At 69.0% G+C, this 24,707-nt stretch carries 18 protein-coding genes; 10 read left to right on the plus strand and 8 right to left on the minus strand.

Translation table 11 applies throughout. The features are described from left to right. Positions 1-2: 2 nt before the first annotated feature. The 3 genes from nirB to U5A56_RS03565 are packed head-to-tail and all read left to right on the plus strand — an operon-like array spanning position 3 to position 7,166. Positions 3-2,576, plus strand: coding sequence for a nitrite reductase large subunit NirB (gene nirB / locus U5A56_RS03555; RefSeq protein WP_321920941.1), 2,574 nt, complete (start codon positions 3-5; stop codon positions 2,574-2,576). Between the two features lie 38 nt (positions 2,577-2,614). After that, positions 2,615-2,962 (plus strand): nitrite reductase small subunit NirD, encoded by a 348-nt coding sequence (nirD, locus tag U5A56_RS03560; protein WP_044843338.1) that lies wholly within the window; start codon positions 2,615-2,617, stop codon positions 2,960-2,962. Positions 2,963-2,978: 16 nt separating this feature from the next. Beyond that, complete coding sequence (locus tag U5A56_RS03565) at positions 2,979-7,166, plus strand: bifunctional nitrate reductase/sulfite reductase flavoprotein subunit alpha (RefSeq protein WP_321920942.1); 4,188 nt, start codon at positions 2,979-2,981, stop codon at positions 7,164-7,166. A 174-nt stretch (positions 7,167-7,340) separates the two neighbouring features. Here U5A56_RS03565 and U5A56_RS03570 read toward each other — a convergent pair whose 3' ends face one another. Next, positions 7,341-8,117 carry an SDR family oxidoreductase gene (locus U5A56_RS03570; protein WP_321920943.1) on the minus strand — a complete coding sequence of 259 codons (777 nt, stop codon included), beginning with the start codon at positions 8,115-8,117 and terminating at the stop codon, positions 7,341-7,343. Positions 8,118-8,121: 4 nt separating this feature from the next. Continuing rightward, positions 8,122-8,562, minus strand: a complete 441-nt coding sequence (locus U5A56_RS03575; protein ID WP_321795878.1) for a heme-binding protein — start codon at positions 8,560-8,562, stop codon at positions 8,122-8,124. A gap of 97 nt (positions 8,563-8,659) precedes the next feature. Between U5A56_RS03575 and U5A56_RS03580 the strand changes: the two genes are divergently transcribed. The 3 genes from U5A56_RS03580 to U5A56_RS03590 all read left to right on the plus strand — a co-directional run bounded on the left by U5A56_RS03580 (position 8,660) and on the right by U5A56_RS03590 (position 13,841). Then, positions 8,660-9,598, plus strand: coding sequence for a LysR family transcriptional regulator (locus U5A56_RS03580; protein WP_321796011.1), 939 nt, complete (start codon positions 8,660-8,662; stop codon positions 9,596-9,598). 374 nt (positions 9,599-9,972) lie between these two features. Further along, complete coding sequence (gene mprF / locus U5A56_RS03585; protein WP_321795876.1) at positions 9,973-12,567, plus strand: bifunctional lysylphosphatidylglycerol flippase/synthetase MprF; 2,595 nt, start codon at positions 9,973-9,975, stop codon at positions 12,565-12,567. Continuing rightward, entirely contained in the window at positions 12,564-13,841 is a 1,278-nt protein-coding gene (locus tag U5A56_RS03590) for a virulence factor family protein (protein WP_044845704.1), read from the plus strand. Before mprF ends, U5A56_RS03590 begins: the two co-directional genes overlap by 4 nt. Positions 13,842-13,914: 73 nt before the next feature. Here U5A56_RS03590 and U5A56_RS03595 read toward each other — a convergent pair whose 3' ends face one another. The 4 genes from U5A56_RS03595 to U5A56_RS03610 all read right to left on the minus strand — a co-directional run bounded on the left by U5A56_RS03595 (position 13,915) and on the right by U5A56_RS03610 (position 18,346). Then, a complete protein-coding gene (locus U5A56_RS03595; protein WP_044845703.1) occupies positions 13,915-14,379 on the minus strand; it encodes a DUF934 domain-containing protein in 465 nt (154 codons plus the stop codon). Then, a complete protein-coding gene (locus tag U5A56_RS03600) occupies positions 14,376-16,160 on the minus strand; it encodes a nitrite/sulfite reductase (RefSeq protein WP_044845702.1) in 1,785 nt (594 codons plus the stop codon). Before U5A56_RS03600 ends, U5A56_RS03595 begins: the two co-directional genes overlap by 4 nt. Positions 16,161-16,409: 249 nt before the next feature. After that, on the minus strand, positions 16,410-16,811 hold the full coding sequence (locus U5A56_RS03605) for a hypothetical protein (RefSeq protein WP_321920944.1): 402 nt from the start codon (positions 16,809-16,811) through the stop codon (positions 16,410-16,412). Between the two features lie 101 nt (positions 16,812-16,912). After that, the gene (locus U5A56_RS03610; RefSeq protein ID WP_044845719.1) at positions 16,913-18,346 is read right to left on the minus strand and encodes a PLP-dependent aminotransferase family protein; all 1,434 of its coding nucleotides are present in this window, start codon (positions 18,344-18,346) and stop codon (positions 16,913-16,915) included. 553 nt (positions 18,347-18,899) lie between these two features. Here U5A56_RS03610 and U5A56_RS03615 point away from each other — a divergent pair. Together U5A56_RS03615 and U5A56_RS03620 are read left to right on the plus strand one after the other, a co-directional pair. After that, positions 18,900-20,024, plus strand: a complete 1,125-nt coding sequence (locus U5A56_RS03615; protein WP_321920945.1) for an extracellular solute-binding protein — start codon at positions 18,900-18,902, stop codon at positions 20,022-20,024. Next, the gene (locus U5A56_RS03620) at positions 20,021-21,796 is read left to right on the plus strand and encodes a sensor domain-containing diguanylate cyclase (protein ID WP_124484653.1); all 1,776 of its coding nucleotides are present in this window, start codon (positions 20,021-20,023) and stop codon (positions 21,794-21,796) included. The genes U5A56_RS03615 and U5A56_RS03620 overlap by 4 nt, the downstream gene beginning before the upstream one ends. A gap of 100 nt (positions 21,797-21,896) precedes the next feature. On the opposite strand, the gene U5A56_RS03625 is transcribed toward U5A56_RS03620, so the two are convergent. Both U5A56_RS03625 and U5A56_RS03630 read right to left on the minus strand, forming a co-directional pair. Beyond that, positions 21,897-22,196 (minus strand): DUF4148 domain-containing protein, encoded by a 300-nt coding sequence (locus U5A56_RS03625; RefSeq protein ID WP_124667968.1) that lies wholly within the window; start codon positions 22,194-22,196, stop codon positions 21,897-21,899. Positions 22,197-22,472: 276 nt separating this feature from the next. After that, positions 22,473-22,733: a hypothetical protein gene (locus U5A56_RS03630; RefSeq protein ID WP_006760082.1), complete on the minus strand. Its 261-nt coding sequence runs from the start codon at positions 22,731-22,733 to the stop codon at positions 22,473-22,475. Positions 22,734-22,998: 265 nt separating this feature from the next. Here U5A56_RS03630 and U5A56_RS03635 point away from each other — a divergent pair, with 265 nt between their 5' ends. Together U5A56_RS03635 and U5A56_RS03640 are read left to right on the plus strand one after the other, a co-directional pair. Beyond that, on the plus strand, positions 22,999-23,895 hold the full coding sequence (locus U5A56_RS03635; RefSeq protein WP_321920946.1) for a LysR family transcriptional regulator: 897 nt from the start codon (positions 22,999-23,001) through the stop codon (positions 23,893-23,895). Between the two features lie 136 nt (positions 23,896-24,031). Then, a complete protein-coding gene (locus U5A56_RS03640; RefSeq protein ID WP_321920947.1) occupies positions 24,032-24,664 on the plus strand; it encodes a LysE family translocator in 633 nt (210 codons plus the stop codon). The last annotated feature ends 43 nt before the right edge of the window (positions 24,665-24,707 follow it).

The raw sequence follows: 24,707 nt of genomic DNA on the forward strand, positions 1-24,707 counted from the left end.
TCATGAAACTCATCGTCATCGGCCACGGGATGGTCGGCCACAAGCTCCTCGAATGCGTCGCCGCGCAAGCCGGCGCGGCGGGCGCGCTGCAGGTCACGGTGCTCGGCGAGGAACCGCGCCCGGCGTACGACCGCGTGCACCTGTCGGAATTCTTCGCGGGCAAGTCGGCCGACGACCTGTCGCTCGTCGAACCCGGTTTCTTCGAACGGCATCCGCAGTTCGACCTGCGCCTGAACGCGTGCGTCGCGTCGATCGATCGCGACGCGCACACGGTCACGCTCGCGTCCGGCGAAACGCTCGCATACGACAAGCTGGTGCTCGCGACGGGCTCGCGTCCGTTCGTGCCGCCGGTGCCGGGCCGCGATCGCGCGGGCTGCTTCGTGTACCGGACGATCGAGGATCTCGAAGCGATGCAGGCGTGCGGCACGCACGCGAAGCGCGGCGTGGTGATCGGCGGCGGGCTGCTCGGCCTCGAATGCGCGAAGGCGCTGCGCGACATGGGGCTCGACACGCACGTCGTCGAATTCGCGCCGCGGCTGATGGCGGTGCAGGTCGACGACGGCGGCGGCCGGATGCTGCGCGCGAAGATCGAGGCGCTCGGCGTGACCGTGCATACGGGCAAGAACACGCTCGAAATCGTCGACGGCGAAGAAGGCACGCACCGGATGGCGTTTGCCGACGGTTCGCATCTCGATGCCGACATGATCGTGTTCTCGGCCGGCATTCGTGCGCGCGACGAACTGGCGCGAGCCTGCGGCCTCGAAATCGGCCCGCGCGGCGGCGTCGCGATCGACGACACGTGCCGCACGAGCGACGCCGACATCTACGCGATCGGCGAATGCGCGGCCTGGAACGGGATGGTGTACGGGCTCGTCGCACCGGGCTACGACATGGCGCGCGTGGTCGCGAAGCAGCTCGGCGGCGCCCCGGAAGAAGCGGCCGACGCCGCATTCGCCGGTGCCGACATGAGCACCAAGCTGAAGCTGATGGGCGTCGACGTCGCGAGCATCGGCGACGCGCACGGCGCGACGGCCGGCAGCCGCACCTACCAGTACGCGGACGAGCGCCGCCAGGTCTACAAGAAGCTGGTGGTGTCGGACTGCGGCAAGTTCCTGCACGGCGCGGTGATGGTCGGCGACGCGGCCGAATACGGCACGCTGCTGCAGATGATGCTGAACCGCATCGAACTGCCCGAGTCGCCGGAATTCCTGATCCTGCCGTCGTCGGACGGCGCGGCGAAGCCCGCGCTCGGCGTCGACGCATTGCCGGAAGGCGCGCAGATCTGCTCGTGCAACAACGTGTCGAAGTCGCAGATCTGCGCGGCGGTGGCCGACGGCGCGACGAGCCTGGGCGCACTGAAGTCGTGCACGGGCGCGGGCACGTCGTGCGGCGGCTGCGTGCCGCTCGTCACGCAGATCATGAAGGCCGAGATGAAGAAGCAGGGCCTCGCGGTCAACAACCATCTGTGCGAGCACTTCCCGTATTCGCGCCAGGAGTTGTTCCACCTGATCCGCGTCGAGCGCATCACGACCTTCGACACACTGCTCGCGAAGCACGGCCACGGGCTCGGCTGCGACGTGTGCAAGCCGGCGGTGGCGGGCATCCTCGCGTCGTGCTTCAACGAGTTCGTGCTGAAGAAGGAGCATGCGGGGCTGCAGGATTCAAACGACTACTATCTCGCGAACATCCAGCGCGACGGCACGTACTCGGTCGTGCCGCGCATGCCGGGCGGCGAGGTGACGCCGGAAGGGCTGATCGCGGTGGGCCAGGTCGCGAAGAAGTACGGGCTCTACACGAAGATCACCGGCGGCCAGCGCGTCGACCTGTTCGGCGCGCGCGTCGAGCAGCTGCCGTCGATCTGGGAGGAACTGATCGCGGCCGGCTTCGAATCGGGGCATGCGTACGGCAAGGCGCTTCGTACCGTGAAGTCGTGCGTCGGCTCGACGTGGTGCCGCTACGGCGTCGACGATTCGGTCGGCCTCGCGATCGACCTCGAGAACCGCTACAAGGGCCTGCGCGCACCGCACAAGATCAAGTTCGGCGTGTCGGGCTGCACGCGCGAGTGCGCGGAAGCGCAAGGCAAGGACGTCGGGATCATCGCGACCGAGAAGGGCTGGAACCTGTACGTGTGCGGCAACGGCGGGATGAAGCCGCGCCACGCGGAGCTGCTCGCGTCCGACCTCGACCGCGCCACGCTGATCCGCTACATCGACCGCTTCCTGATGTTCTACGTGCGCACCGCCGACCGGCTGCAGCGCACCAGCGTGTGGCGCGACAACCTCGAAGGCGGGCTCGACTACCTGGCCGACGTCGTCGTGCGCGACACGCTCGGGATCGCGGCCGAACTCGAAGCCGACATGCAGCACGTGGTCGACACCTACGAATGCGAATGGAAGAAGGCCGTCACCGATCCGGACACGCGCAAGCGCTTCCGCCACTTCGTGAACAGCGACGCGCCGGACACGACCATCGCATTCGTCGAGACGCGCGGCCAGATCCGGCCTGCCACGCTCGCCGAGCGCGCGGGCGGCAAGCCCGTCGCGATTCCCGTCGTCGCCGAACCTGCAACCGTGTGACTTCGACCGACACCAGCGTCTTTTCCAAGGAGCCCATCATGAACGATCGTCATCCCCTGTCCTGGACCCGCGTGTGCCCGCTCGACGACATCGTGCCGAACACCGGCGTGTGCGCGCTCGTCAACGGCGAGCAGGTCGCCGTGTTTCACGTCGCGCATGCCGAGGAAGGCGGCGTGTTCGCGATCGACAACGTCGACCCGGTGTCGCAGGCGGCGGTGATGTCGCGCGGGCTGATCGGCAGCCTCGGCGAGCGCGTGGTGGTCGCGTCGCCGCTGTACAAGCAGCATTTCGACCTGCGGACCGGCGAATGCCTCGAAGCGCCCGAGAAATCGGTGAGCGCGTATCCGTCGCGGGTCGAGGACGGTTTCGTGTGGATCGCCGCCTGAACGCCCCGGAGCACGCATGAGCGCCACCCCCGTCAAGAGCGTGTGCCCGTACTGCGGCGTCGGTTGCGGGATGGTGCTGCACGTCGAGGATGACGAAGTCGTCAAGGTATCGGGCGACTCCGACCATCCGGCCAACTTCGGACGGCTGTGCACGAAGGGTTCGTCGGCGCATGTCGCGCTGCGCCGCTCGGGGCGGCTCGACCGCGCGTTCGTGCGGCGCGCGCGCGAGGACGACCTCGTGCCGCTGCCGGCCCGCGACGCGATCGCCGAGACCGCGCGGCGGCTGCGCGCGGTGCTCGACGCGCACGGGCCCGACGCGCTGTCGTTCTACGTTTCGGGGCAGATGTCGATCGAGGCGCAATACCTCGTGAACAAGCTCGCGAAGGGCTTCGTCGGCACCAACAACATCGAGTCGAACTCGCGCCTGTGCATGGCGAGCGCGGGCACCGGCTACAAGCAGTCGCTCGGCGCGGACGGCCCGCCCGGGTCGTACCAGGACTTCGATCGCGCGAACCTGTTCTTCGTGATCGGCGCGAACATGGCCGACTGCCACCCGATCCTGTTCCTGCGGATGATGGATCGCGTGAAGGCCGGCGCGAAGCTGATCGTCGTCGATCCGCGCCGCACCGGCACCGCCGACAAGGCCGGCCTGTTCCTGCAGATCCGGCCGGGCACCGATCTCGCGCTGACCAACGGATTGCTGCACCTGCTGCACGCGAACGGCCGCACCGATGCCGCGTTCATCGATGCGTACACCGAAGGCTGGGACGCGATGCCCGCGTTCCTGGCCGACTACACGCCCGAACGCGTCGCCGAGATCACTGGCCTCGCCGAAGCCGACATCCGCACGGCCGCGCAATGGATCGGCGACGCGCAGGAATGGATGAGCTGCTGGACGATGGGACTCAACCAGAGCACGCACGGTGTGTGGAACACCAACGCGATCTGCAACCTGCATCTCGCGACGGGCACGATCTGCCGCCCGGGCAGCGGGCCGTTCTCGCTGACCGGCCAGCCGAACGCGATGGGCGGGCGCGAGATGGGCTACATGGGCCCCGGGCTGCCGGGCCAGCGCTCGGTGCTGTCCGACGACGACCGGCGCTTCGTCGAACACCTGTGGCGCGTGCCGGCCGGCACGCTGCGCCAGGACGCCGGCCGCGGCACCGTCGACCTGTTCGAACGGATGGCGGCCGGCGACATCAAGGCGTGCTGGATCGTCTGCACGAATCCGGTCGCGACCGTGCCGAACCGGCAGAACGTGATCGCGGGGCTGCAGGCCGCGGAGCTCGTGATCGCGCAGGACGCATTCCTCGACACCGAGACCAACCGCTACGCGGACATCCTGCTGCCCGGCGCGCTGTGGGCCGAGGGCGACGGCGTGATGATCAACTCCGAACGCAACATGACGCTGATGCGCGCCGCGGTTGCACCGCCCGGCGACGCGCTGCCGGACTGGCGCATCGTCGCGGAAGTCGCGCGCGAGATGGGTTTCGGCGATGCGTTCGACTATGCGTCGGCGGCCGACGTGTTCGACGAGATCGTGCGGTTTTCGAATCCGGCGACCGGCTACGACCTGCGCGGCGCGAGCCATGCGGCGCTGCGCGAGGGCCCGGTGCAATGGCCGGTCGCGCCGGGCGCCGCGCGCGAGCGGCACCCGATCCGCTACCTGAACGACGGCGTGAGCCAGCCGCCGCGCGCGGCAGCCGACGGCGGCGCTGCGCCGCGCCTCGCGTTCCCGACGCCGTCGGGCAAGGCGCGCTTTTTCGCGCGGCCGCACGTCGATCCGGCCGAGCTGCCGGACGACACGTTCCCGATCGTGCTGAACACCGGCCGGCTGCAGCATCAATGGCACACGATGACGAAGACGGGCAAGGTCGCGATGCTGAACAAGCTCAATCCGCGCCCGTTCGTCGAACTGCATCCGGACGACGCGAGCGCGCTCGGCATCGCCACGCAGGACAGCGTCGAGATTCGCTCGGCGCGCGGCCGCGCCGTGCTGCCGGCCGTCGTGACCGAGCGCGTGCAGCGCGGCAACTGCTTCGCGCCGATGCACTGGAACGACGTGTACGGCGACGACCTGTGCATCAACGCGGTGACGAACGACGCGATCGATCCGGAATCGCAGCAACCCGAACTGAAGTATTGCGCGGTCGCGCTCGCGCGCGTCGACACGGACGCGTTCGCGTCCGCCGCCGACGACACGGCGCGACCCGATGCCGCCGCCGGCGACGCGCGGCCCGTGCCGGCGGCGGTGCAGATCACGGCTTCACAGGAATCCGACATGGCAGACCTCGACACTTTCGCGGCCGCGCTCGGCGTGGCCGATCTCGCGCCGCCGCCGCTCACCGACGCGGAGCGCCTGTACGTGGCCGGCCTCGTCAGCGGGCTGAAGGCGAGCGGCAGCCGGCGCGACGGCGGCGTGCCGGTGCTGCCGGCCGGTGCGCCGCTCACGCCGCCGGTGCGGCTCTGGCTCGACGGGATGCTGGCGGGGTTGTTCAGCCGAGCGGTGCCGGCCCACACCGCGGAAGGCGCTGTGCCCGCACTGCCGGCCGAGGCCGCCGCGCCCGGCGGCGTGCGGATCGTGCGCACGCGCCCGAAGGTCGTGCTGCTGTGGGCGTCGCAGACCGGCAACATCGAATCGCTGACCGAGGACTACGCGACGCAGCTGATGAACGCCGGCTTCGAGATCCGCACCGCGTGCATGTCCGACTATCCGGTCGCGTCGCTGGCCGGCGCGCAATACGTGCTGCTGATGACGAGCACGTTCGGCGACGGCGACGCGCCCGACAACGGCAGCGAGTTCTGGGACGCGCTGCAGGCCGGCAGCGCCGCGCGCCTCGACGGCGTGCACTTCGCGGTGCTAGCGTTCGGCGATCGCAACTACGACCAGTTCTGCGGGCACGGCCGCCGGCTCGATGCGAGGCTCGCGGAACTCGGCGCGGCGCGCCTGTGCGCGCGCGTCGATTGCGACGTCGAGTTCCAGCGCGATGCCGACCAGTGGCTCGAACGCGTGGTCGCCCGGATCAAGGAAGCGGATGCGGCGCTGCATGCGGTGCCGACCGCCGGGATGAGCGCGTCGGGGCTGCTGCCGACCAAGGCGCATCCGGCGCCGTCGAAGCTCGTCGCGAACCTGCGGCTCAACCGGCCGGGCGCCGCGAAGGACACGCGCTACGTGTCGCTGTCGACCGAAGGCGCGAACCTCGAATACGAAACCGGCGACGCGCTCGGCGTGTGGCCGACCAACTGCCCGGAACTGGTCGACGAGCTGTTGTCGGTCACCGCGCTGAAGGCCGATGCGCCCGTGTCGGTCGCGGGCGTCGGCGACGTGCGGCTCGGCGATGCGCTGGCGCGCCACTTCGACATCACGCGCCCGCACCCCGACACGCTCGCGTTCATCGCATCGCGCAGCGCGAACGGTGCGCTGAAGGCGCTACTCGGCGACGATCGCAAGGCCGACCTGAAGCAATGGTTGTGGGGGCAACAGCTCGCGGACGTGCTGCACGAGTTCCCGGTCGAGCTGTCGGGCACGGAGCTGGTCGGGATGCTGAAGCGGCTGCAGCCGCGCCTGTATTCGATCGCGTCGAGCCCGAGCGCGCACCCGGGCGAGATTCACCTGACGGTGTCGGCCGTGCGTTATCACAATGGCCGCCGCGCGCGCAAAGGCGTCGCGTCGACGTTCCTCGCCGATCGCGCGGACGACGGCCGCGTGCCGGTGTTCGTGCAGAAGTCCGCGCATTTCCGGCCGCCGGTGAACGGCGACGTGCCGGTCGTGATGGTCGGGCCCGGCACCGGCGTCGCGCCGTTCCGCGGCTTCCTGCACGAGCGGCAGGCGCGCGGCGCGCGCGGCCGCAACTGGCTGTTCTTCGGCGAGCAGCATGCGCAGACCGACTTCTATTACGGCGACGAACTGAGCGCGATGCGCGACAACGGCTTCCTGACGCGGCTCGATCTCGCGTTCTCGCGCGACCAGGCAGACAAGATCTACGTGCAGGACCGGATGCGCGAGCAGGGCGCCGAGCTGTACAAGTGGCTGGAGGAGGGCGCGCACTTCTACGTGTGCGGCGACGCCGCGCGGATGGCCAAGGACGTCGATACCGCGCTGAAGGCGGTCGTCGCCGAGCACGGCGGGATGTCGGACGAAGCCGCGAACGACTACGTCGCGAAGCTCTCGAAGGCGCGGCGCTACATGCGGGACGTGTACTGAGCGCAGGCGGCGCGGCGCGACGCGGCCCGCCCGGTTGCGGGCCCGGCTTCGGCGACGCGTTGACCCGCGACGGTTCGTGCCGTCGGGAAGGTCATCGACGACGAACGTCGTACGCGACAGGCCGGGCGGTGGGCAGGGCTTCCTGCGTGACCCGCCTGCCGCCGCCGGCCTGCGTCACTGCTGCCGGTCCCACGCGCGCGCCTGCTCGGCGCGCACGAACGCTTCCGACGACTGCGGCAGCAGGTTGCGGAATGCGCCGCCGTCGTTTTCGATCACGTCGACCATCTTCGCGATCATTTCCTCCGGATCGTGCTGCTCGAGCGGGAAGGTCAGCCGCTCGGGCGTCACCGTGTGGACGGCCGGATCGCGCCAGCGCCGTGGCGTTTCCATCATGCGATCGTTGAAGCCGGTGCTGTACGGGCCCGGGTTCACGACCGCGACACGGATGCCGTGCGGCGCCAGTTCCGCGTGCATCGCCTCGGCGACCGATTCGACCGCGTGCTTCGACGCGCAATAGGCGCCCGTGAACGGCCCCGTGATCAACCCCGCGATCGACGACACGAACACGATCTTGCCGTGCCCGCGCGCGAGCATGCCGCGGGCGATCTGCTGCGTGAGTTCGAGCGGCCCGAACAGGTTGACGTCGAACAGCTCGCGCACGATCTCGACCGGCAGGTCGACCAGAGCGCCGGCTTCGCCGACGCCCGCGTTGTTCACGAGCACGTCGACTTCGAATTCGGCCGCGCGGGCGCGGTCGTAGGCCGACGTCACGTCGAGTTTCACCGCGCGCAGTGCGGTGCCGCGCTGCGCGGCGGCGTCCGTCAGCGCGTCGATTTCGGCGGTCGTGCGGACGCCGGCCGTGACCGCGTGACCGTGTTGTGCGAGCTGCAGCGCGACTTCGCGGCCGAAGCCGCTGCCCGCGCCGGTGATGAGGATGCGTTTCTGAGCCATGTGCTTACCTCGAGGTGGGAAAGGTTGCGTGAAAGCGATCGCGACAATGTCGCGCGATCGCGTCGTCCTGCTCGACGCTGCCGCCCGATATGCCGATCGCGCCGACGCAGCGCCCGTCGCCGTCGACGAGCGGCTCGCCGCCGCCGAACGTGACGAGCCCGCCGTGGCTGTGCTCGATCCCGCGCAGCGGGCCGTCGCCGGACATCGCGCCGAGCGCGGCGGTCGATGCGCGGAAGCGGATCGCCGTCAGTGCCTTGCGTTGCGCGAGGTCGATCGCGCCGAGAAAGCAATCGTCGGTGCGGATGAATGCGAGCAGGTTCGCGCCGGCGTCGACGATCGCGATCGACACACCGGCGACCTGCAGCGACGCGGCCTGCGCGAGCGCGGCTTCGATCGTCTGCCGGACGGCTGCGAGCGGCAGGGCGGGGTTGTTGTGCGAATCCATTCGATGCTCCGGTGGAAGACGACAGGGCCAGTGTAGGCAGTTCCGGTATATGGGAGAATCCGCATTCCACTCGAAGGAGTTTCAAGTTTTTTTAATGATGAGCAGACGCGATCCGATGGCCGGGCTGCACGTGTTCATGACGGTCGCGACGGCCGGCAACTTCACGCGCGCGGCCGCCGCGCTGGGACTGACGCCCGCCGCCGTCAGTCTTGCGATCGGCCAGCTCGAGGGCGAGCTGAACGTGAAGCTGTTCAACCGCAGCACGCGCGGCGTGAGCCTGACCGAAGCCGGCCAGCATTACCGGCAGCAGACAGAGCCCGCGTACCGGCAGGTCATGCAGGCGCGCGACGCGCTGAAGGAGGTGCGCAGCGAACCGGGCGGGCTGCTGCGCGTCACGGCGCTGCCGCTGGCCCGCTCGCTCGTGATCGCGCCGATACTGGCCGCGTTCCGTGCGCGCTATCCGAAGGTCCGGCTCGAAATCCGCTACGAGAACGAGCTGGTCGATATCGCGAAGGAGGGCTTCGACGCGGGGATTCGTCTTGCCGACCGGCTGCAGCCCGGCATGATCGGCGTGCGGATCGCGCCCGCGCTGACCTGCGCGCTGGTCGCATCGCCCGGCTATCTGGCGCGGCACGGCACGCCCGCGTCGATCGCCGAGCTGGCGCGCCATGCGTGCATCCGGTTCCGGTTCTCCGAGAGCGGGCGCCTGCACAAGTGGCTGCTGCACGACGGGCGTCACGACGTCGATCTCGATCCGGAAGGCGTGCTCGTGACGAACGACGCGGATGCGGTGATCGATGCCGCGCGCGAGGGTGTCGGCATCGCGTTCGCGTTCATGCGCGAGCGCATCGACGCGGACCTGCGCGACGGCACGCTCGTCGAGGTGCTGCCGGGCGCGTGCCGGACGCTGCCGCCGATGTGGCTCTATTACGTGAATCGCAAGCACGTGCCGGCGAAGCTGCGCGCGTTCATCGACATATTGCGGGAGCGGGCCGGCGCCGACTGGCACGATGACGGCGCGACAAAGGGACCGTAAGACGGGCACGGCAATCCGTCCCCATTCCCCGAATCCCGCGCCGGTCGCGGGTTTGCTCTCGCGGGCTCGGCCGGGCCGGGAGAATTTCTCCCAAAAGCGTTGCAAGTCATTCATTCGATGAAAAATTCCCTGCGGTTCCCGGTATGATGCGCACCTTGCGCATGAATTTGACGCGTCGTTGATGCGACCGCCGCGCCCGAACCGCTCAGTACGGGATCGAAAGATTCTGTAATATAAAATCCGTATACTCGTAATTTCTGATTCAGGCGCCGCCTGGCTTCGTCCCAGGCCGACCGCCCACGCAGAACAACCAGATTCGTCGCCGCGAGGCCACCCTGCGCCGCGACAAGCTACGCACCACCACTGAACACTCTATGTCTTCCCGCCACCCTGGCCAGCCCGGCCGTGCCGCGGCAGCGATCGCCCGTGTCGCGACGCTGATCCGCAATGAGCGCGTGCTGTCGCCGCTGCTCGCGCTCGGCATCGGCCTGCTGCTGATCGTGGTGTTCCAGCACCTGTCCGAATCCGTCGACTACCGGTCGGTGATCCGCCAACTGCGCCACCTGTCCGCGGGCGAGTGGGGCGCGTCGCTGGCCGCGACGGCCCTCAGCTATCTCGCGCTCGTCGCCCGCGATGCGGTCGGCCTGCGCTACGTCGCCGCGAAAGTGCCGCGCGCCGCGCTGTGGATCGGCGCGATCGCCGGCTCCGCGCTCGGCAATGCGACCGGCTTCGGCGCGCTGACGGGCGGCGCCGTGCGCGCGCGCGTGTACGGCGTGTCGGGCGTCACCCCCGCGCAGATCGGCCGGATGACCGTCTTCACCAGCGGCACGCTCGCGCTCGCACTGGTGCTGATGACGGCGGTCGGCATGGTCTGCGTGCCGCAGACGCTCGCCGCGATGCTGCATGTCGCACCCGGCGTGCTGACGTGGAGCGGCGCCGCGCTGCTCGTGGTGCTGGGCGTCATGACGATGCTGTGCGGCAACGCCGCGCGCCCGGTCGTCACGCGCTTCAAATGGCTCGCGTTCGACGTGCCGGCGCGGCGCGACCTCGTCGCCCAGGTCGTCTATGCGGTGCTCGACGTCGTGGCCGCGGGCCTGACGCTGTGGGTGCTGTTGCCGTCCGCTCCAGTCGGCTTGCCGACCTTCATCACCGTGTACGCGGCCGCGCTGCTGCTGGGGATGATCGGCCATACGCCGGGCGGGATCGGCGTGTTCGAGGCCGCGATGGTCTTCACGCTGGGCCGCGAAGTGCCGGCGCACGCGATGGTCGCCGCGCTGATCGCCTATCGCGCGATCTACTTCGGCGTGCCGCTCGTGCTGTCGGCCGGCCTGCTGGCCGGGTTCGAGGGCCGCGCGCTGCGCCGCCGGCTCGTGACGCGGCAGGCCGCGCGCGTGTCGCAGCTGGCGCCGCTGTTCCTGAGCCTCGTGACCTTCGCGGTCGGCGGGATGCTGGTGATCTCGAGCGCGACGCCCGCGTTCTGGCACCGGATCGCGATCCTGCGCAACATCGTGCCGCTGTGGGTGCTCGAAGGCTCGCAGGTGATCTGCAGCGTGCTGGGCGTCGCGTTGCTGTTCGTCGCGCGCGGGCTGCTGCGCCGGCTCGACGGCGCATGGTGGATGACTTTCGCGCTGACGCTCGCGAGCCTCGCGCTGTCGCTGGCCAAGGGCCTCGCGTTCGTCGAGGCCGGCGTGCTCGGCACGCTGCTGGTGCTGCTGCTCGTCAGCCGCCGCCGCTTCAACCGGCATTCGTCGCTGCTCGCCGAGCGCTTCACGGTGAGCTGGTTCGTGTCGGTGACGATGGTGCTCGTGCTCGCCGTGTGGGTGCTGTGCTTCGCGTTCCGCGACGTGCCTTACACGCGCGATCTGTGGTCGCATTTCGCGTTCGACGAGCGCGCGCCGCGGGCGCTGCGCGCGACGCTGGCGGCCGGCGTGTTTGTCGCGATGTTCGCGCTGTGGCAACTGCTGCGGCCGGCGCCCGGGCGTTTCGTGAAGCCCGCCGAGCAGGACCTGATCGACGCGGAGCAGATCATCCGCGCGCAGGAGTGCAGCGATGCGGGCCTCGCGCTGATGGGCGACAAGTCGTTCCTGTTCTCCGAATCGCGCCGCGCGTTCCTGATGTATGCGAAGAACGGCCGCACGTGGGCCGCGCTGCACGATCCGGTCGGCCCGCGCGAGGAATGGCCGGCGCTGATCGGCAAGTTCATCGCGCTGGCGCATGCGCACAGCGGCCGCGCGGCGTTCTACCAGGTGCGCGCGAACGCGCTGCCGCTGTATCTCGACGCAGGGCTCACGCTGATGAAGCTCGGCGAGGAAGCGCACATCGCGCTCGACCGCTTCGACCTGAAGGGTTCGAACCGGTCGCACCTGCGCTATGCGCTGCGCCGCGGCGACAAGGACGCGCTGACGGTCGAGGTGATCGCGCCGCGCGACGTGCCGGCCGCGCTGCCGTCGCTGCGCGACATCTCCGACGGCTGGCTCGACAGCCGCGACGCGCGCGAGAAGAGCTTCTCGGTGGCCGCGTTCCACGACGGCTATCTCGCGACGCAGTCGGTGATGCTGGTGCGCCAGGCCGACAAGCCGATCGCGTTCGTCACGTTCATGACGACCGACCTCAACACCGAGGCGACGGTTGGCGTGATGCGTCATCTGCCGGACGCGTCGCCGTATGCGATGGAGTATCTGTTTACGCAGCTCGCGCTGCATCTGAAGGAAGCGGGCTTCCGCAAGCTGAGCCTGGGCATCGCGCCGTTCTCGGGGATGGGGGCGGCGAAGATGCCGTCGCCGTGGCACCGGTTCGGGCTGATGGTCTGGCGCTTCGGCGGCCGCTTCTACAACTTCCGCGGCTTGCGTGCATTCAAGAGCAAGTTCGAGCCGCACTGGGAGCCGCGCTATCTCGCGGCCTCGGGCTCGGTCGGCGTGTTCGTCACGCTCGCGGATCTGTCCCTGCTGGCTGGAGGTCGGCGTTCATGATGTTGAAGAAGGGTATCGCGCGGGCGGCAGCCGCCTGCGCGGGAATGATGCTGGCCGGCGCGGCGTTCGCGGCGCAGGCCGCGGCGCAACCGGAAACCGTGTCGGGCGGCCGCTACGGCCCCGTGACCGTGACGAAGCCGGGCGGCCCGCTGCGTGGCTTCGTCGTGCTGTTCTCGCGCGGGCGGGGTTGGGGCGCCGCCGACCAGCAGGCGGCCGACGCCCTCGCGAAAGCGGGCGCGATGACGGTCGGGGTGGATTCGGAGCGCTATGCGGCGAACCTCGCCGCGAAGCAGGAAACCTGTCACCACCTCGACGGCGACGCCGAAGCGGTCAGCCACCAGCTCGAACGCCTCGCGCAATCGGCGCGTTACTACACGCCGATCGTCGCGGGCGTGGGCCAGGGCGGCGCGATCGCGAAGCAGATCCTGTCGATGGCGCCGGAAAACACGATCGCCGGTGTCGCGTCGGTCGCGCCGGCGGCGAAGCTCGATGCGCGCTTCAAGCCGTGCCCGCCCGATCCGACGATCGTGCGCCGCGCGATGCCGGGTTTCGTCGAAACGGCCGCGGCCGGCGACACCGCGACGCTCGTGTCGCTCGTCACGTCGCACCTGCACGACACCAGCAGCACCGACGAGCTCGACGTGTCGGACCTGCCGCTCGTCGAGCTGCCGGCCAAGGGCGGCAGCGACCGCCTCGCGATCGTGATCTCGGGCGACGGCGGCTGGCGCGATCTCGACAAGACGATCGCCGAGGCGCTGCAGCGCGACGGCGTGGCGGTGGTCGGCATCGACAGCCTGCGCTACTTCTGGAGCGAGAAGCCGCCTGCACAGGTGAGCCGCGACCTGGCGCGCGTGATGCGCACCTACATGGCGCGCTGGCATGCGAACCGCGTGGCGCTGGTCGGCTACTCATTCGGCGCGGACGTGATGCCGTTCGCGTACAACCGGCTGCCGGCCGACCTGCGTGACAAGGTGGCGGTGATGTCGCTGCTCGGCTTCGCGCCGGCGGCGGATTTCCAGATCCGCGTGACGGGCTGGCTCGGGATGCCGGCGAGCGACAAGGCGATGAAGGTCGCGCCGGAAATCGCGAAGGTGCCGCCGCAGCTCGTGCAATGCTTCTACGGCGCGGAAGAGAAGGACACGATGTGTCCGGCGCTCGCGAATAGCGGTGCCGACGTGATCAAGACGGGCGGCGACCACCACTTCGGCCACGACTACATCGCGCTCGAGAAGAAGATCCTCGGCGCGTTCGGCAAGCCGGTGGCGGCGCGCTGAACGCCGGCGCCCGCTGCGCGGCGGGCGCGGCGCTTGCGGTTCATCGGACGGGCGGCCTGCGGGCCGCCCGTTTTCATTTCCCGGCTTGCGTCTCGACTTGCGGCGCCGCGTCCTGCCGCTGCGCCGCCGTTCTCGCATCGCGCTGATAGAAGCCGGGAAACCGGTCGAGCTGCCGGCGCGCGGCGGCCAGATCGGCATCGGCGCCGAGCACCGCGCTCGAAAACCCGGTGCGCTCCATCAACAGCAACTGATCGACCAGCACGTCGCCGGTCGCCCGCAGGTCGCCGGCGAAGCCGAAGCGCTTGCGCAGCAGATACGCCTGGCTGTATGCGCGCCCGTCGGTGAAGGACGGGAAGTGCAGGTCGATGCGCTCGGCCTGCGCGATGCGTGCGGCGAGCGGCCGCAGCTCCTCGTCGTTGCCGATCGTCAGGATCGTGCGGGTCGCGGTGTCCGGCGCGTTCGTATCGTCGGCGTGTTCGGCCGGCGTCAGCAGGCGGATGCGTACGTTCGTGCTGGCGTGTGCGTCGGTCGGTGTCATGCGTGCTCCGCCTGGTGACGGGCGTCGTTGGCCGCGGCCTTGAAGGGCTCGGCGCCGATGCGGCGCACCGTGTCGATGAATCGTTCGCTGCGGCCGTCGGCGTCGAGCCGCGCGTCGAGATAGACATTGACGAGCGCGTCGACGACATCGACGATCTCGTCCGCCGAGAACGACGGGCCGATCACCTTGCCCGGCCGCGCGGGGCCGCTCGCGCTCGAGCCGTCCGACCCGCCGAGCGTCACCTGGTACCACTCGGCGCCGTCCTTGTCGACGCCGAGGATGCCGATGTGCCCGCTGTGATGATGGCCGCAGGAGTTGATGCAGCCGCTGATGTGCAGGTCGATGTCGCCGACGTCGTGCAGCATGTCGAGATCCTGGAACCGCTCGGCGATCGCATCGGCGATCGGGATCGAGCGCGCGTTCGCGAGCGCGCAGAAATCGCCGCCCGGGCACGCGATCATGTCGGTCAGGAGTCCGACGTTTGCGCTGGCAAGACCGATCGCGCGCGCATGCTCCCACAGCAGGAACAGGTCGTCGACGTGCACCCACGGCAGCACCACGTTCTGCGTATGCGTGACGCGTGCCTCGCCGGCCGAGAAGCGCTCGGCGAGTTCGGCGAGTGCGTCGAGCTGTTCGGGCGACGCGTCGCCGGGCGCCTGCAGGCGGCGCTTGAACGACAGCGTGACGATGCGCAGCGCCGGGTCGCGATGCGCTGCGACATTGCGCGCGAGCCAGCGCGCGAAGGCCGGATGGCGGCTGGCGTGCGCGGCCATGCGCGCTTCGACGTCCTGCAGGTCGAGCGTGCGGGGCGCGAGGCGCGGCGGCACGAACGATGCCGCGATGCGGTCGAACTCGGCCTGCGGGATCGTGTGCGGGCCGCCGTCATGCTCGACGATCTGGCGGAATTCTTCCTCGACGTCGTCGATATAGCGCTGTCCCTCGCTCTTCACGAGGATCTTGATGCGCGCCTTGTACTTGTTGTCGCGCCGCCCGTAGCGGTTGTACACGCGGACGATCGCCTCGATGTAGTTCATCACCTGCTGCCACGGCAGGAACGCGCGCAGCAGCGTCGCGATCAGCGGCGTGCGGCCCATGCCGCCGCCGGCGCTCACGCGAAAGCCGAGTTCGCCCGCGTCGTTGCGCACGAGCTTCAGCCCGACGTCGTGCCAGTCGGTCGCCGCACGATCCTCGGCCGCGCCGGTGATCGCGATCTTGAACTTGCGCGGCAGGAACGCGAATTCCGGATGCAGCGTCGTCCACTGGCGCATCACCTCGGCGAACGGGCGCGGATCGGCGATCTCGTCCGGCGCGACACCCGCACGCTCGTCGCACGAAATGTTGCGGATGCAATTGCCGCTCGTCTGGATCCCGTGCAAGTCGACGGTCGCGAGCAGGTCCATCACGTCGGCCGCCTGCGCGAGCGGAATCCAGTTGAACTGCACGTTGGTGCGGGTCGTGAAGTGCGCGTTGCGGGTCGGCAGGCGCAGCGTGCCGAGCTGCGCCTGCGCGTCGCAGGCGGCGCGGTAGGTGGCGTCGTCGGGCACGTCGTAGTCGCGTGCGATGCGGGCGAGCACGCGCAGCTGCGTGCTCGACAGTTCGCCGTACGGCACGGCCACGCGCAGCATCGGCGCATGGCGCTGCACGTACCAGCCGTTCTGCAGGCGCAACGGCCGGAACGCATCCTCGCTCAGCGTGCCGTGCTGCCAGCGTTCGAGCTGGTCGCGGAACTGGGCGGCGCGGCTGTGCACGAGCGCCCGGTCGAAATCGGTATATCGGTACATGACGTGATACGCGAGATGAGCGGCGGCGCTAGGGCGCGCGCCGCTCGGGAGGGGATGTTGCCACGGGTGTCGGGCAACAGGGACAGCGTAGGGAACGCGGGGCGGCGGGACAAGCAGCAGATCGGAACGGAATCGGCGCAGCAGATCGGAGAGGAAACGGCTTAACAGATCGGAACGGAAACGGCGCAGCAGATCGGCGGGCGCGCCGGTGTGTGCCGGGGCATGCGTTGCGCATGCCCCGCGTCGGGTTCAGGCTTGCGCCGGTGCGTCGACGATCAACGCCGGATCGAGCGCGCGGATGCGCTGGTCGATGAAGTAGCCGCCGCCTTCCTGATAGCGCAGATAAAGCCGGCCGCACGATACGCAGCGGCTGACGTTGCAGCGGTTGTACGGAAAGTGGCGCGGTGCGATCGGCGCGTCGTCCGACGCATAGCGCGTGCCGGCCGGATGATATTCGTCGAAGCTCGGCTCGGCCTCCCCGGGCGGCGCAAGCGTGGCCACTTCGGTCAGTTGCGTGTCCTGCAGCGACAGCGGCAGGGTCGTCCAGCTGGCGAGCGAGGTTCTCGTGCACGTGCACGGCTGCGCGACGTGTGCCGCTTCGGCCGCCAGTTTCAGCAACGCGTCGTGATCGAGGTAGGGCAGTTGGCTCATGGGCAATCGTGAAGGAGCGGCGGGACCAGCAATGTAACCCGCGCGCGGCTTCGCTGCATGGACGTGATGCGGGCCGCGCGCAGCGTGCGCACGAGGCGCGATCAGCCCGACTTGCGTACCGCCGGCCCGGCGACCAGTTCGCCGAGCACGCGGATCGCGCGCTCGATGTCGCGGCTCCACGGATGGCCGAAGTTCACGCGCACGCAGCGCTCGAAGCCGTGCGCGGCCGAGAACAGCGGCCCCGGTGCGAAGCTGATGCCGCGCGCGATCGCCTGGCGGTGCAGTTCCATCGCGTCGATCGCGTCGGGAAACGACAGCCACAGGAAGTACCCGCCGTCCGGCCGCACCCACTCGACGCCGGGCGGCAGCCAGCGCCGCAGCGCGTCGTCCATGCGCGCGAGCTGCGCCTGCAGGGTGCCGCGCAGCTTGCGCAGGTGACGATCGTAGCCGCCGTGCTCCAGATAGTTCGCGATGCCGGCCTGCGCGGGAATGCTCGCCGACAGCGTGGTCATCAGCTTGAGCCGCTGCACCTTCTCCGCGAACCGGCCTGCGGCGGCCCAGCCGATCCGGTAGCCGGGCGCGAGCGTCTTCGAGAACGAACTGCAATGCATCACGAGGCCGTGCCGGTCGAATGCGCGCGCGGGCAGCGGGTAGTCGGGGCCGAAATGCAGCTCGCCGTATACGTCGTCCTCGATCAGCGGCACCTCGCGTGCGGCCAGCAGCTCGACGAGCGCGCGCTTCTTGTCGAGCGACAGCGTGACGCCGGTCGGATTCTGGAAATTGGTCATGAACCAGCACGCGCGGATGTCGTGCCGGTCGAGCGCGTTCGCGAGCGCATCGAGATCGAGGCCCGTGCGTGGATCGACGGGAATCTCGACCGCGCGCAGGTCGAGCCGCTCGATCGCCTGCAGCGCCGCATAGAAGCCGGGAGACTCGACCGCGACGACGTCGCCGGGCCGCGTGACGGCCATCAGGCACAGGTTCAGCGCTTCGAGCGCGCCGTTGGTGACGACGATCTCGTCGACGGGCTGCGCGACACCGGTTGCCAGATAGCGCCGCGCGATCTGCTGGCGCAGCGCCTCGCTGCCGGGCGGCAGGTCGACGACCGTGCTCCACGGGCTGACGAGCCGCGTCGCCTGCGCGAGCGATTTCGCGAGGCGCGGCAGCGGAAACAGCTGCGGCGCGGGAAATGCGGAGCCGAGCGGCACGATGCCGGGCTGCGTCGCGGCGTCGAGCACCGAGAACACGAGGTCGCTGATGTCGACCTTGCGCGTGGCGCCGGCACGGCTCGCGCGGCGTTTCGCGGGCGGGTTCGCCGCCGGGCCTGCGCCCGGCGCGACGTAATAGCCGGAACGCTCGCGTGCGCGGATCAGCCCCCACTGTTCGAGCAGGTAGTACGCGCGAAACACCGTCGACTGGCTCACGCCATGCTGCGCGATGATCTGCCGCAGCGACGGCAGGCGCGTGCCGACCGCGAGGTTGCCGTTGCGGATTTCGTCGGCGATCGTCTGGGCGAGGGTTTCGTAGCGTTTCATCGGCGCGGGCGGGGCATGCTTGGCGCCCTCGCGCGGGGCCGATGCGGCGCCGCGCCGGCGGGCGCGCGTCATTGTCCGACGAGCGGCCCGAAAAGGAAAGCGCGACGGCCGCGGCCGGTCGCGCTGTCGTGGCGATGCCGATGCGTGCGCATCCGTCGCGCGTGATCGCGGCGTTCACGCCTGCGTGGCGTGGATGCGCATGCGACGGCGCGACGCGCATGCAGGCTGAGGTGGCGACACGCGCGACGGATGACGCGCGTCGCCGAATGCATCGAATGCACCGAACGCTCCGAACGCATACGCAGTACATGCCGCGTGGCGCCGTGGCTGCAAGCGGAGTTGGCACACGTCGCGTCTTGCCTTTCACCTGATGATTCTCCGTTCGCGTGGCCGGGTTCGCGCGCGTGCGGCGACGTGCGATCGAACGCGTCCACGCATGATGCGCTTCCGCATGAGCGGGCGCAGTGCGCGTGCGGCTTGTTCCAATTGCGCGGCGATATTTTTTGTGGTCTTGTTGCACGATCAAGCATCGACTCGAAAAAAGGACAGTCGAATGCATACGGGGAATTCGGACGAGGACCGATTGATCAGGGGAATCGGCGCGCGCCGGCGTGCGCGCCGCGCCGCGTGCCGGTGGCTTGTCGTCCTGACGCTGGGCTGGCAGGGCCTGCCTGCCTGCGCCGCTTCCCCCGAGACCGTCGGCGACAACGTACTGCGTGTCCTTGCGTGGCCCGGCTACGCGGACAACGATGTCGTCAATGCATTTGAGACGCACTTTCATGTGCACGTCGAAGTAACCTTCGTCGATTCCGACGAAGCGTTGTGGACACGGATGCACAGCGCGTCGCCGCCGCCGTACGACGTGCTTGCGGCCAATACGGCCGAGATCCAGCGCTATGCGAGCGACGGCCTGCTCACGCCGATCGACCTGTCGCAGATCCCCAACCGCCGGCGGCAACTGCCGAATTTCCAGCAGCTCGCGACGATCGGCGGACTCGTGCGCAACGGCTCGACCTATGCGATTCCGTTCACGTATTCGTCGATGGGACTGATCTACGATCGCAAGCAGGTGCCGGTCGCGCCGCGCTCGATGCTGGAACTCTGGAATCCGCGTTACCGCGGCAAGGTGCTCGACTTCAACAGCGCGCCGCATAATTTTTCGTTCACCGCGCTCGCGCTCGGCTATCCCGACCCGTTTCGCCTGTCGCCCGCGCAAACGCTTGCCGTCGCGCACAAGCTGGTCGAACTGCGGCGCAACCTGCTCACGTATTACACGCTTCCGGACGAGGCGACCACGCTGTTCGTCCAGCATCGCGCGGCGCTGATGTTCGGCAACTATGGCACGCAGCAGGTCGAACAGCTGCGTCGCGCCGGTGCGGATGTCGGCTACGTGATTCCGGACGAAGGCGCGCTCGCGTGGCTCGACTGCTGGGGCGTCACGCGCGGCGCGGAGCATCGCGAACTGGCGTTCGCGTGGATCAACTATATGCTCGAACCGGCGATCGGCGTGCTGCTGACCGAACGCCAGGGGCTCGCGAATACGCTCCAACCGCCACCCGGTCTCGAGGCCGGCCACCAGCACCTCGTCTGGATCCAGCCGGTCGAGGACATCGCGCGGCGTGAGTCGCTATGGAGCCGCATCGTGTCGGGCGACCGGCCGGAGCGGTTCGAAAAATGATCAGGCTCGGGCTCACGTGGAAGCTGTCGATGCTGTTCGCGTGCATCGGCGTGATCGCGTCCGGCACGACCGGCTACTACACCTACCGCGCGAACCGGACGATGCTCGTGCAGGAAGCGCAGCACAGCCTGCTGATGTCGACGCACTTGCTCGGACAGCGCTTCACGACCGCGCTGTCCGACGTGGCCGACGATGTGCTCGTGCTCGCGCAATTGCCGGCGTCCGCGTCCGTCGCGAGCGGGGAAGGCGCCGATCGCGCGCCGCGCACGCGGCTCGAACAGGTGTATTACAGCTTCATGAAGAACCACCCCGAGTACCTGCAGATCCGGCTGATCGCGCGCGGGGATTTCGGGCTCGAGCGGATCCGCGTCGATCGCGACGCGCATGGCATCGTCGTGTTGCCGGAGAGTGCATTCCAGGAAAAAGGGCAGTTTCCTTACGTATTCGATACGCTTGCGACGGCGCCCGGTCATATCTACCTGTCGCCGATCGCGATCAATCACGAGACCGGCTCGCATGCGGCCGAAGGGCTGCCGATCCTGCGCGTGGGCACGCCGGTGGTCGACGAAGGCGGCCGGGTCGTCGGCGCGCTGGTCGTCGACGTCGAGCTGACGCGCATGTTCGACCGGCTCGAACGCGATCTGCCGCCAGACTACGTGGTGTATCTCGCGAACAAATGGGGCGATTTCCTCGTGCACCCCGATCCGTCGCAGATCTTCGGCTTCGATCGCGGGCACCGCGTGCTGATGCAGGACAGCTTCCCCGACACGCGGCTGCTGTTCGTCGGGGCGCGCACGAACGTGGCGCTCAACGGTCTCACGCAGCCCGACGCCGCACCGGGCCAGATGTTCGCGTTCGTGCGCACGCCGTTCGGCAACAACGAGGGCAACCGCTTCGTGGTGCTCGGCATGGCGCGTCCGCTCACGGACGTGCTGGCGCCGGCCGGGATGCTCGGCGAGCGGATCATCCGGATGGTGCTCTTGATGAGCGTGGCGGCGGTGATACTCGCGATCCTGTTTGCGAGCGCGATCACGCGGCCGTTGCAGATGCTCGCGCGCGCGGCGACCCACGTGTTCGACGATCCGGCCGCCGAACGGTTGCCGGTCGCGCGGGCCGACGAGATCGGCGTGCTGGCGCGCTGTTTCGACAGCATGCGCGTCGAGATCCGCACGCAGGTCGCGATGCTGCGCGCGAAGCAGCTGGAGCTCGCGCATCTCGCCGGTCACGACCCGCTGACCGGCTTGCCGAACCGCCTGTTGTTCATGGAGCATCTCGATGCCGCGATCCGGCATGCGGCCGCGGTGCGCGAGGGGCTGGCGGTGATGTTCGTCGATCTCGATCGCTTCAAGCAGATCAACGACCAGCACGGGCACGCGGCCGGCGATCGCACGCTCGTCGCGGTCGCGAAACGGCTGAGCCTCGCGCTGCGCAGCGGCGACATGGCCGCGCGGCTCGGCGGCGATGAATTCATCGTGCTGATTTCGGACGTGCGATCGCCCGCGGTGATCGGCGATATCGCGTCGCGTATCCAGATCGTGATGGCCGAGGAACTGGAATTCGGCGACCGGCATCTGGCCGTGGGCGCGAGCATCGGCGTGAGCGAATATCCGGCGGATGGCGCGTCGGCCGAGGAACTGCTGGTCAAGGCCGACGCGGCGATGTACGCGGCGAAGGCGTCCGCGCAGTGCGCGTGCGTGCGTTACCAGGAACTGCTCGGCGGCGGTATCGCCACCGACGACGGCGGCCGCGTGGCGGCGGAGGGCAGCCGCTGACGGCGGGCCGGCCCGGCGCGCGGCAAAAACGCGGCGAGCCCGTCACGGGACGGGCTCGCTGGATCCGGGCGGACCGCGCGCGATGCGCGCGGCGGCCGACTTAGTGGCCGAAGTACACCGAGTCGCGCGCGTTGCGCACCTTGACCGCCGGTGCGCCGCCCTGGACGACCGGGGCCGGCTGCGCGCCGTAGCCGCTGTTGTCGGCAGCGTGTGTGCGCGCTTGCGCGGCCTGGATGTCGGCCGGGTAGTACGGGCTCGACTGGCTCGGCTTGTAGCCGGCGTTCTCGAGCTGGACGAGTTCGTTGCGCACCTGGGCGCGGGTCACGGTGCTTTGGGCGAAGGCGCCGAACGAAGCGGACAGGGCGACAGCGGCGACGACTGCGGAAACGAGCGATTTCATGATGACCTCCGATGTTCTATTGGGTTCGCCGGCGACACCATGTCGTAAGCGATTGATTACATCGTAGGCGTCGCTGGATTCAGGGTAAACGTGGATTCCAGCGAAAGATCATTGTCGGTGAGGCAACAATTCCAACATAAGTTCGATCCGTCCCCGTTCCGCGTTGCGGGAATTGCAAACTGACGGCGGACGGGCGGCGAGACATCGCGCACGGGCGAACGCCCGGTGGCGGGGCATCGGCAGGTGGGGCGGCTGGCGGGGGGGGGCGTTGGCGGATCAGACGCCGTCGGCGTCGTCGATTTCCTTGCGCTCGCGGCGTTCCTCGTTGCCGCGGCGCGCCCGCAGGCGCTGGCGCGACAGGACCGCGATCACCTGCTGGGTGGGCGCGCCGGACGGCAGCTCGTTGCGGATGCGATCGGGCACCATCGGCAGGCCCGCGCGCTGCCGGCGCAGTGCCTTCGCGATTGCCCGGCGGCATTCGTCCCCGTGGCAATCCCATTCATCGCGGATTCTCTGGCAATAACGGCATTGTTCCATCGGGACAGTCTAACGCGTCTTGGCGATCGGAGCTGAAGGCGCAACGGACGGGGCTTGGACGGGCGCGGGCGCCGGTGCAATCCTGCGCGTGTCCGGCGACGGCGTTCGACATGATTCGAGGCTGAATCTTGCCCGAGCGCGGCGCGGGGCATCGGGCGAGGTCACGCGATGGCGCGCCATCGAAGCGCATGACACCGGTTCAATCCAATTCATGATGCGTCGCTCTATCATGTGAAAAATACATGCATCGCAACAAGGAGGCGAGATGACGCTTGCGCAGTTGCAGGCCCTGGCTGCCGTGGTCGAACTCGGCTCGCTGACGGCCGCGGCCGACCGGCTCAGCCGCAGTCAATCCGCGATCAGCCACGCGTTGACCGAACTGGAGGACATCACCGAGGTCAAGCTGCTGTTGCGCGACCGCCAGCCGGTCGTCCTGACCGCTGCCGGCGAACGCCTGTGGCCATACGTGCAGAACGTCGTCCGGGAAGCGCAGACGCTGCGCCAGCAGTTCGGCCTGGCGCGCGGCAAGCTCGAGGGGCGGCTGGTGGTGGCGTCGCTGCCGAGCGTCTCGCTCGCGTTCGTCGTACCCGCGCTCGAAGCGTTGAAGGCGGCGCATGAGGGTGTGACGGCCGTGCTGCTGGAAGGCACGGACGCGGAAGTCGAAGGGTGGCTCGACGACGGCACCGCCGACATCGGCGTGGTCGCCGGCACGAAGACTTTCGCGAACAACCTGCCGTTGCTCGACGAGGATTTCGTCGCGGTGGCGGCGGACGGCATGTTCGACGGCCGCGAGAGCGTGTCGGCGAAACGGTTGGCGACGATGCCGTTCATTTTTTCGAAGGCGGGGTGCGGGCCGGTCATCGCGGATTACTTCGCGCGCAACGGTGCATCGCTTCGCGCCGCGTTCAACGTGGTCGAGATGCGGACCATTCTGTCGATGGCGGAGGCGGGAATGGGCGTGTCGATCGTCCCGCGCATCACGCTCACCTATACACGGTTCGGCGGCCGGGTGCTGGCGTTGTCGCCCAGGCTGCATCGTTCCGTGCGACTGGCGTGGAACGCGAGCGGCAACGCGGTCGCCGACGCATTCGTGAAACTGGTCGACGCGCAACGCGCGAAGGCGGGAAAGGCGATGCAGGCACGCGCGAAAAAGGGCAAGTAGCGGGCCGGCGGAACGACGCGATGACGGGGTGAAGCGCGCTCATGCATGACTTGCAGTTTATTCATGCCGACAGACACCGACATGCAATACATTGCTGGACACTCGCCCCGACTTCATCGCCCCCAAGGAGACTGCCGTGCCGGCCTTGCCCACCCTGATTGCTTTCGGACTCGTATCGCTCGGCATGGCCCTGACGCCCGGCCCGAACATGCTTTACCTGATCTCCCGCTCGATCTGCCAGGGCCGCCGTGCGGGGCTGGTGTCGCTCGGCGGCGTCGCGCTGGGGTTCGTGTTCTACATGTTCTGCGCGGCGTTCGGCATTACCGCGCTGGTGATGACCGTGCCGTACGCGTATGACGCGCTGCGTTTGTCCGGCGCGCTGTACCTGGCGTATCTCGCGTGGCAGGCGCTCAAGCCGGGCGGCCGCTCCGCGTTCCAGGTGCGGCAACTGCCGCACGACAGCGGCGTGCGGCTCTTCACGATGGGCTTCGTCACCAACCTCGCGAACCCGAAAATCGCGGTGATGTACCTGTCGCTGCTGCCGCAGTTCATTGCGCCCGGGCACGGCAGCGTGCTCGCGCAATCGCTGGCACTGGGCTGCGTGCAGATCGCGGTCAGTGTCTGCGTGAATGCGCTGATCGCGAGCATGGCCGGCTCGATCGCGGGGTTTCTTGCCGGTCGGCCCGTCTGGGCGCGGGTGCAGCGCGGGTTGATGGGGATCGTGCTGGCCGGACTGGCCGTGCGTATCGCGCTGGAATCGCGAAGCTAGGGGCACGGTGGCGGCAACGCGGCTTGCTGTGGAAACCGGCGTG

It is taken from the genome of Burkholderia sp. BCC1998, assembly GCF_905339875.1.
Classification (GTDB): Bacteria; Pseudomonadota; Gammaproteobacteria; order Burkholderiales; family Burkholderiaceae; genus Burkholderia.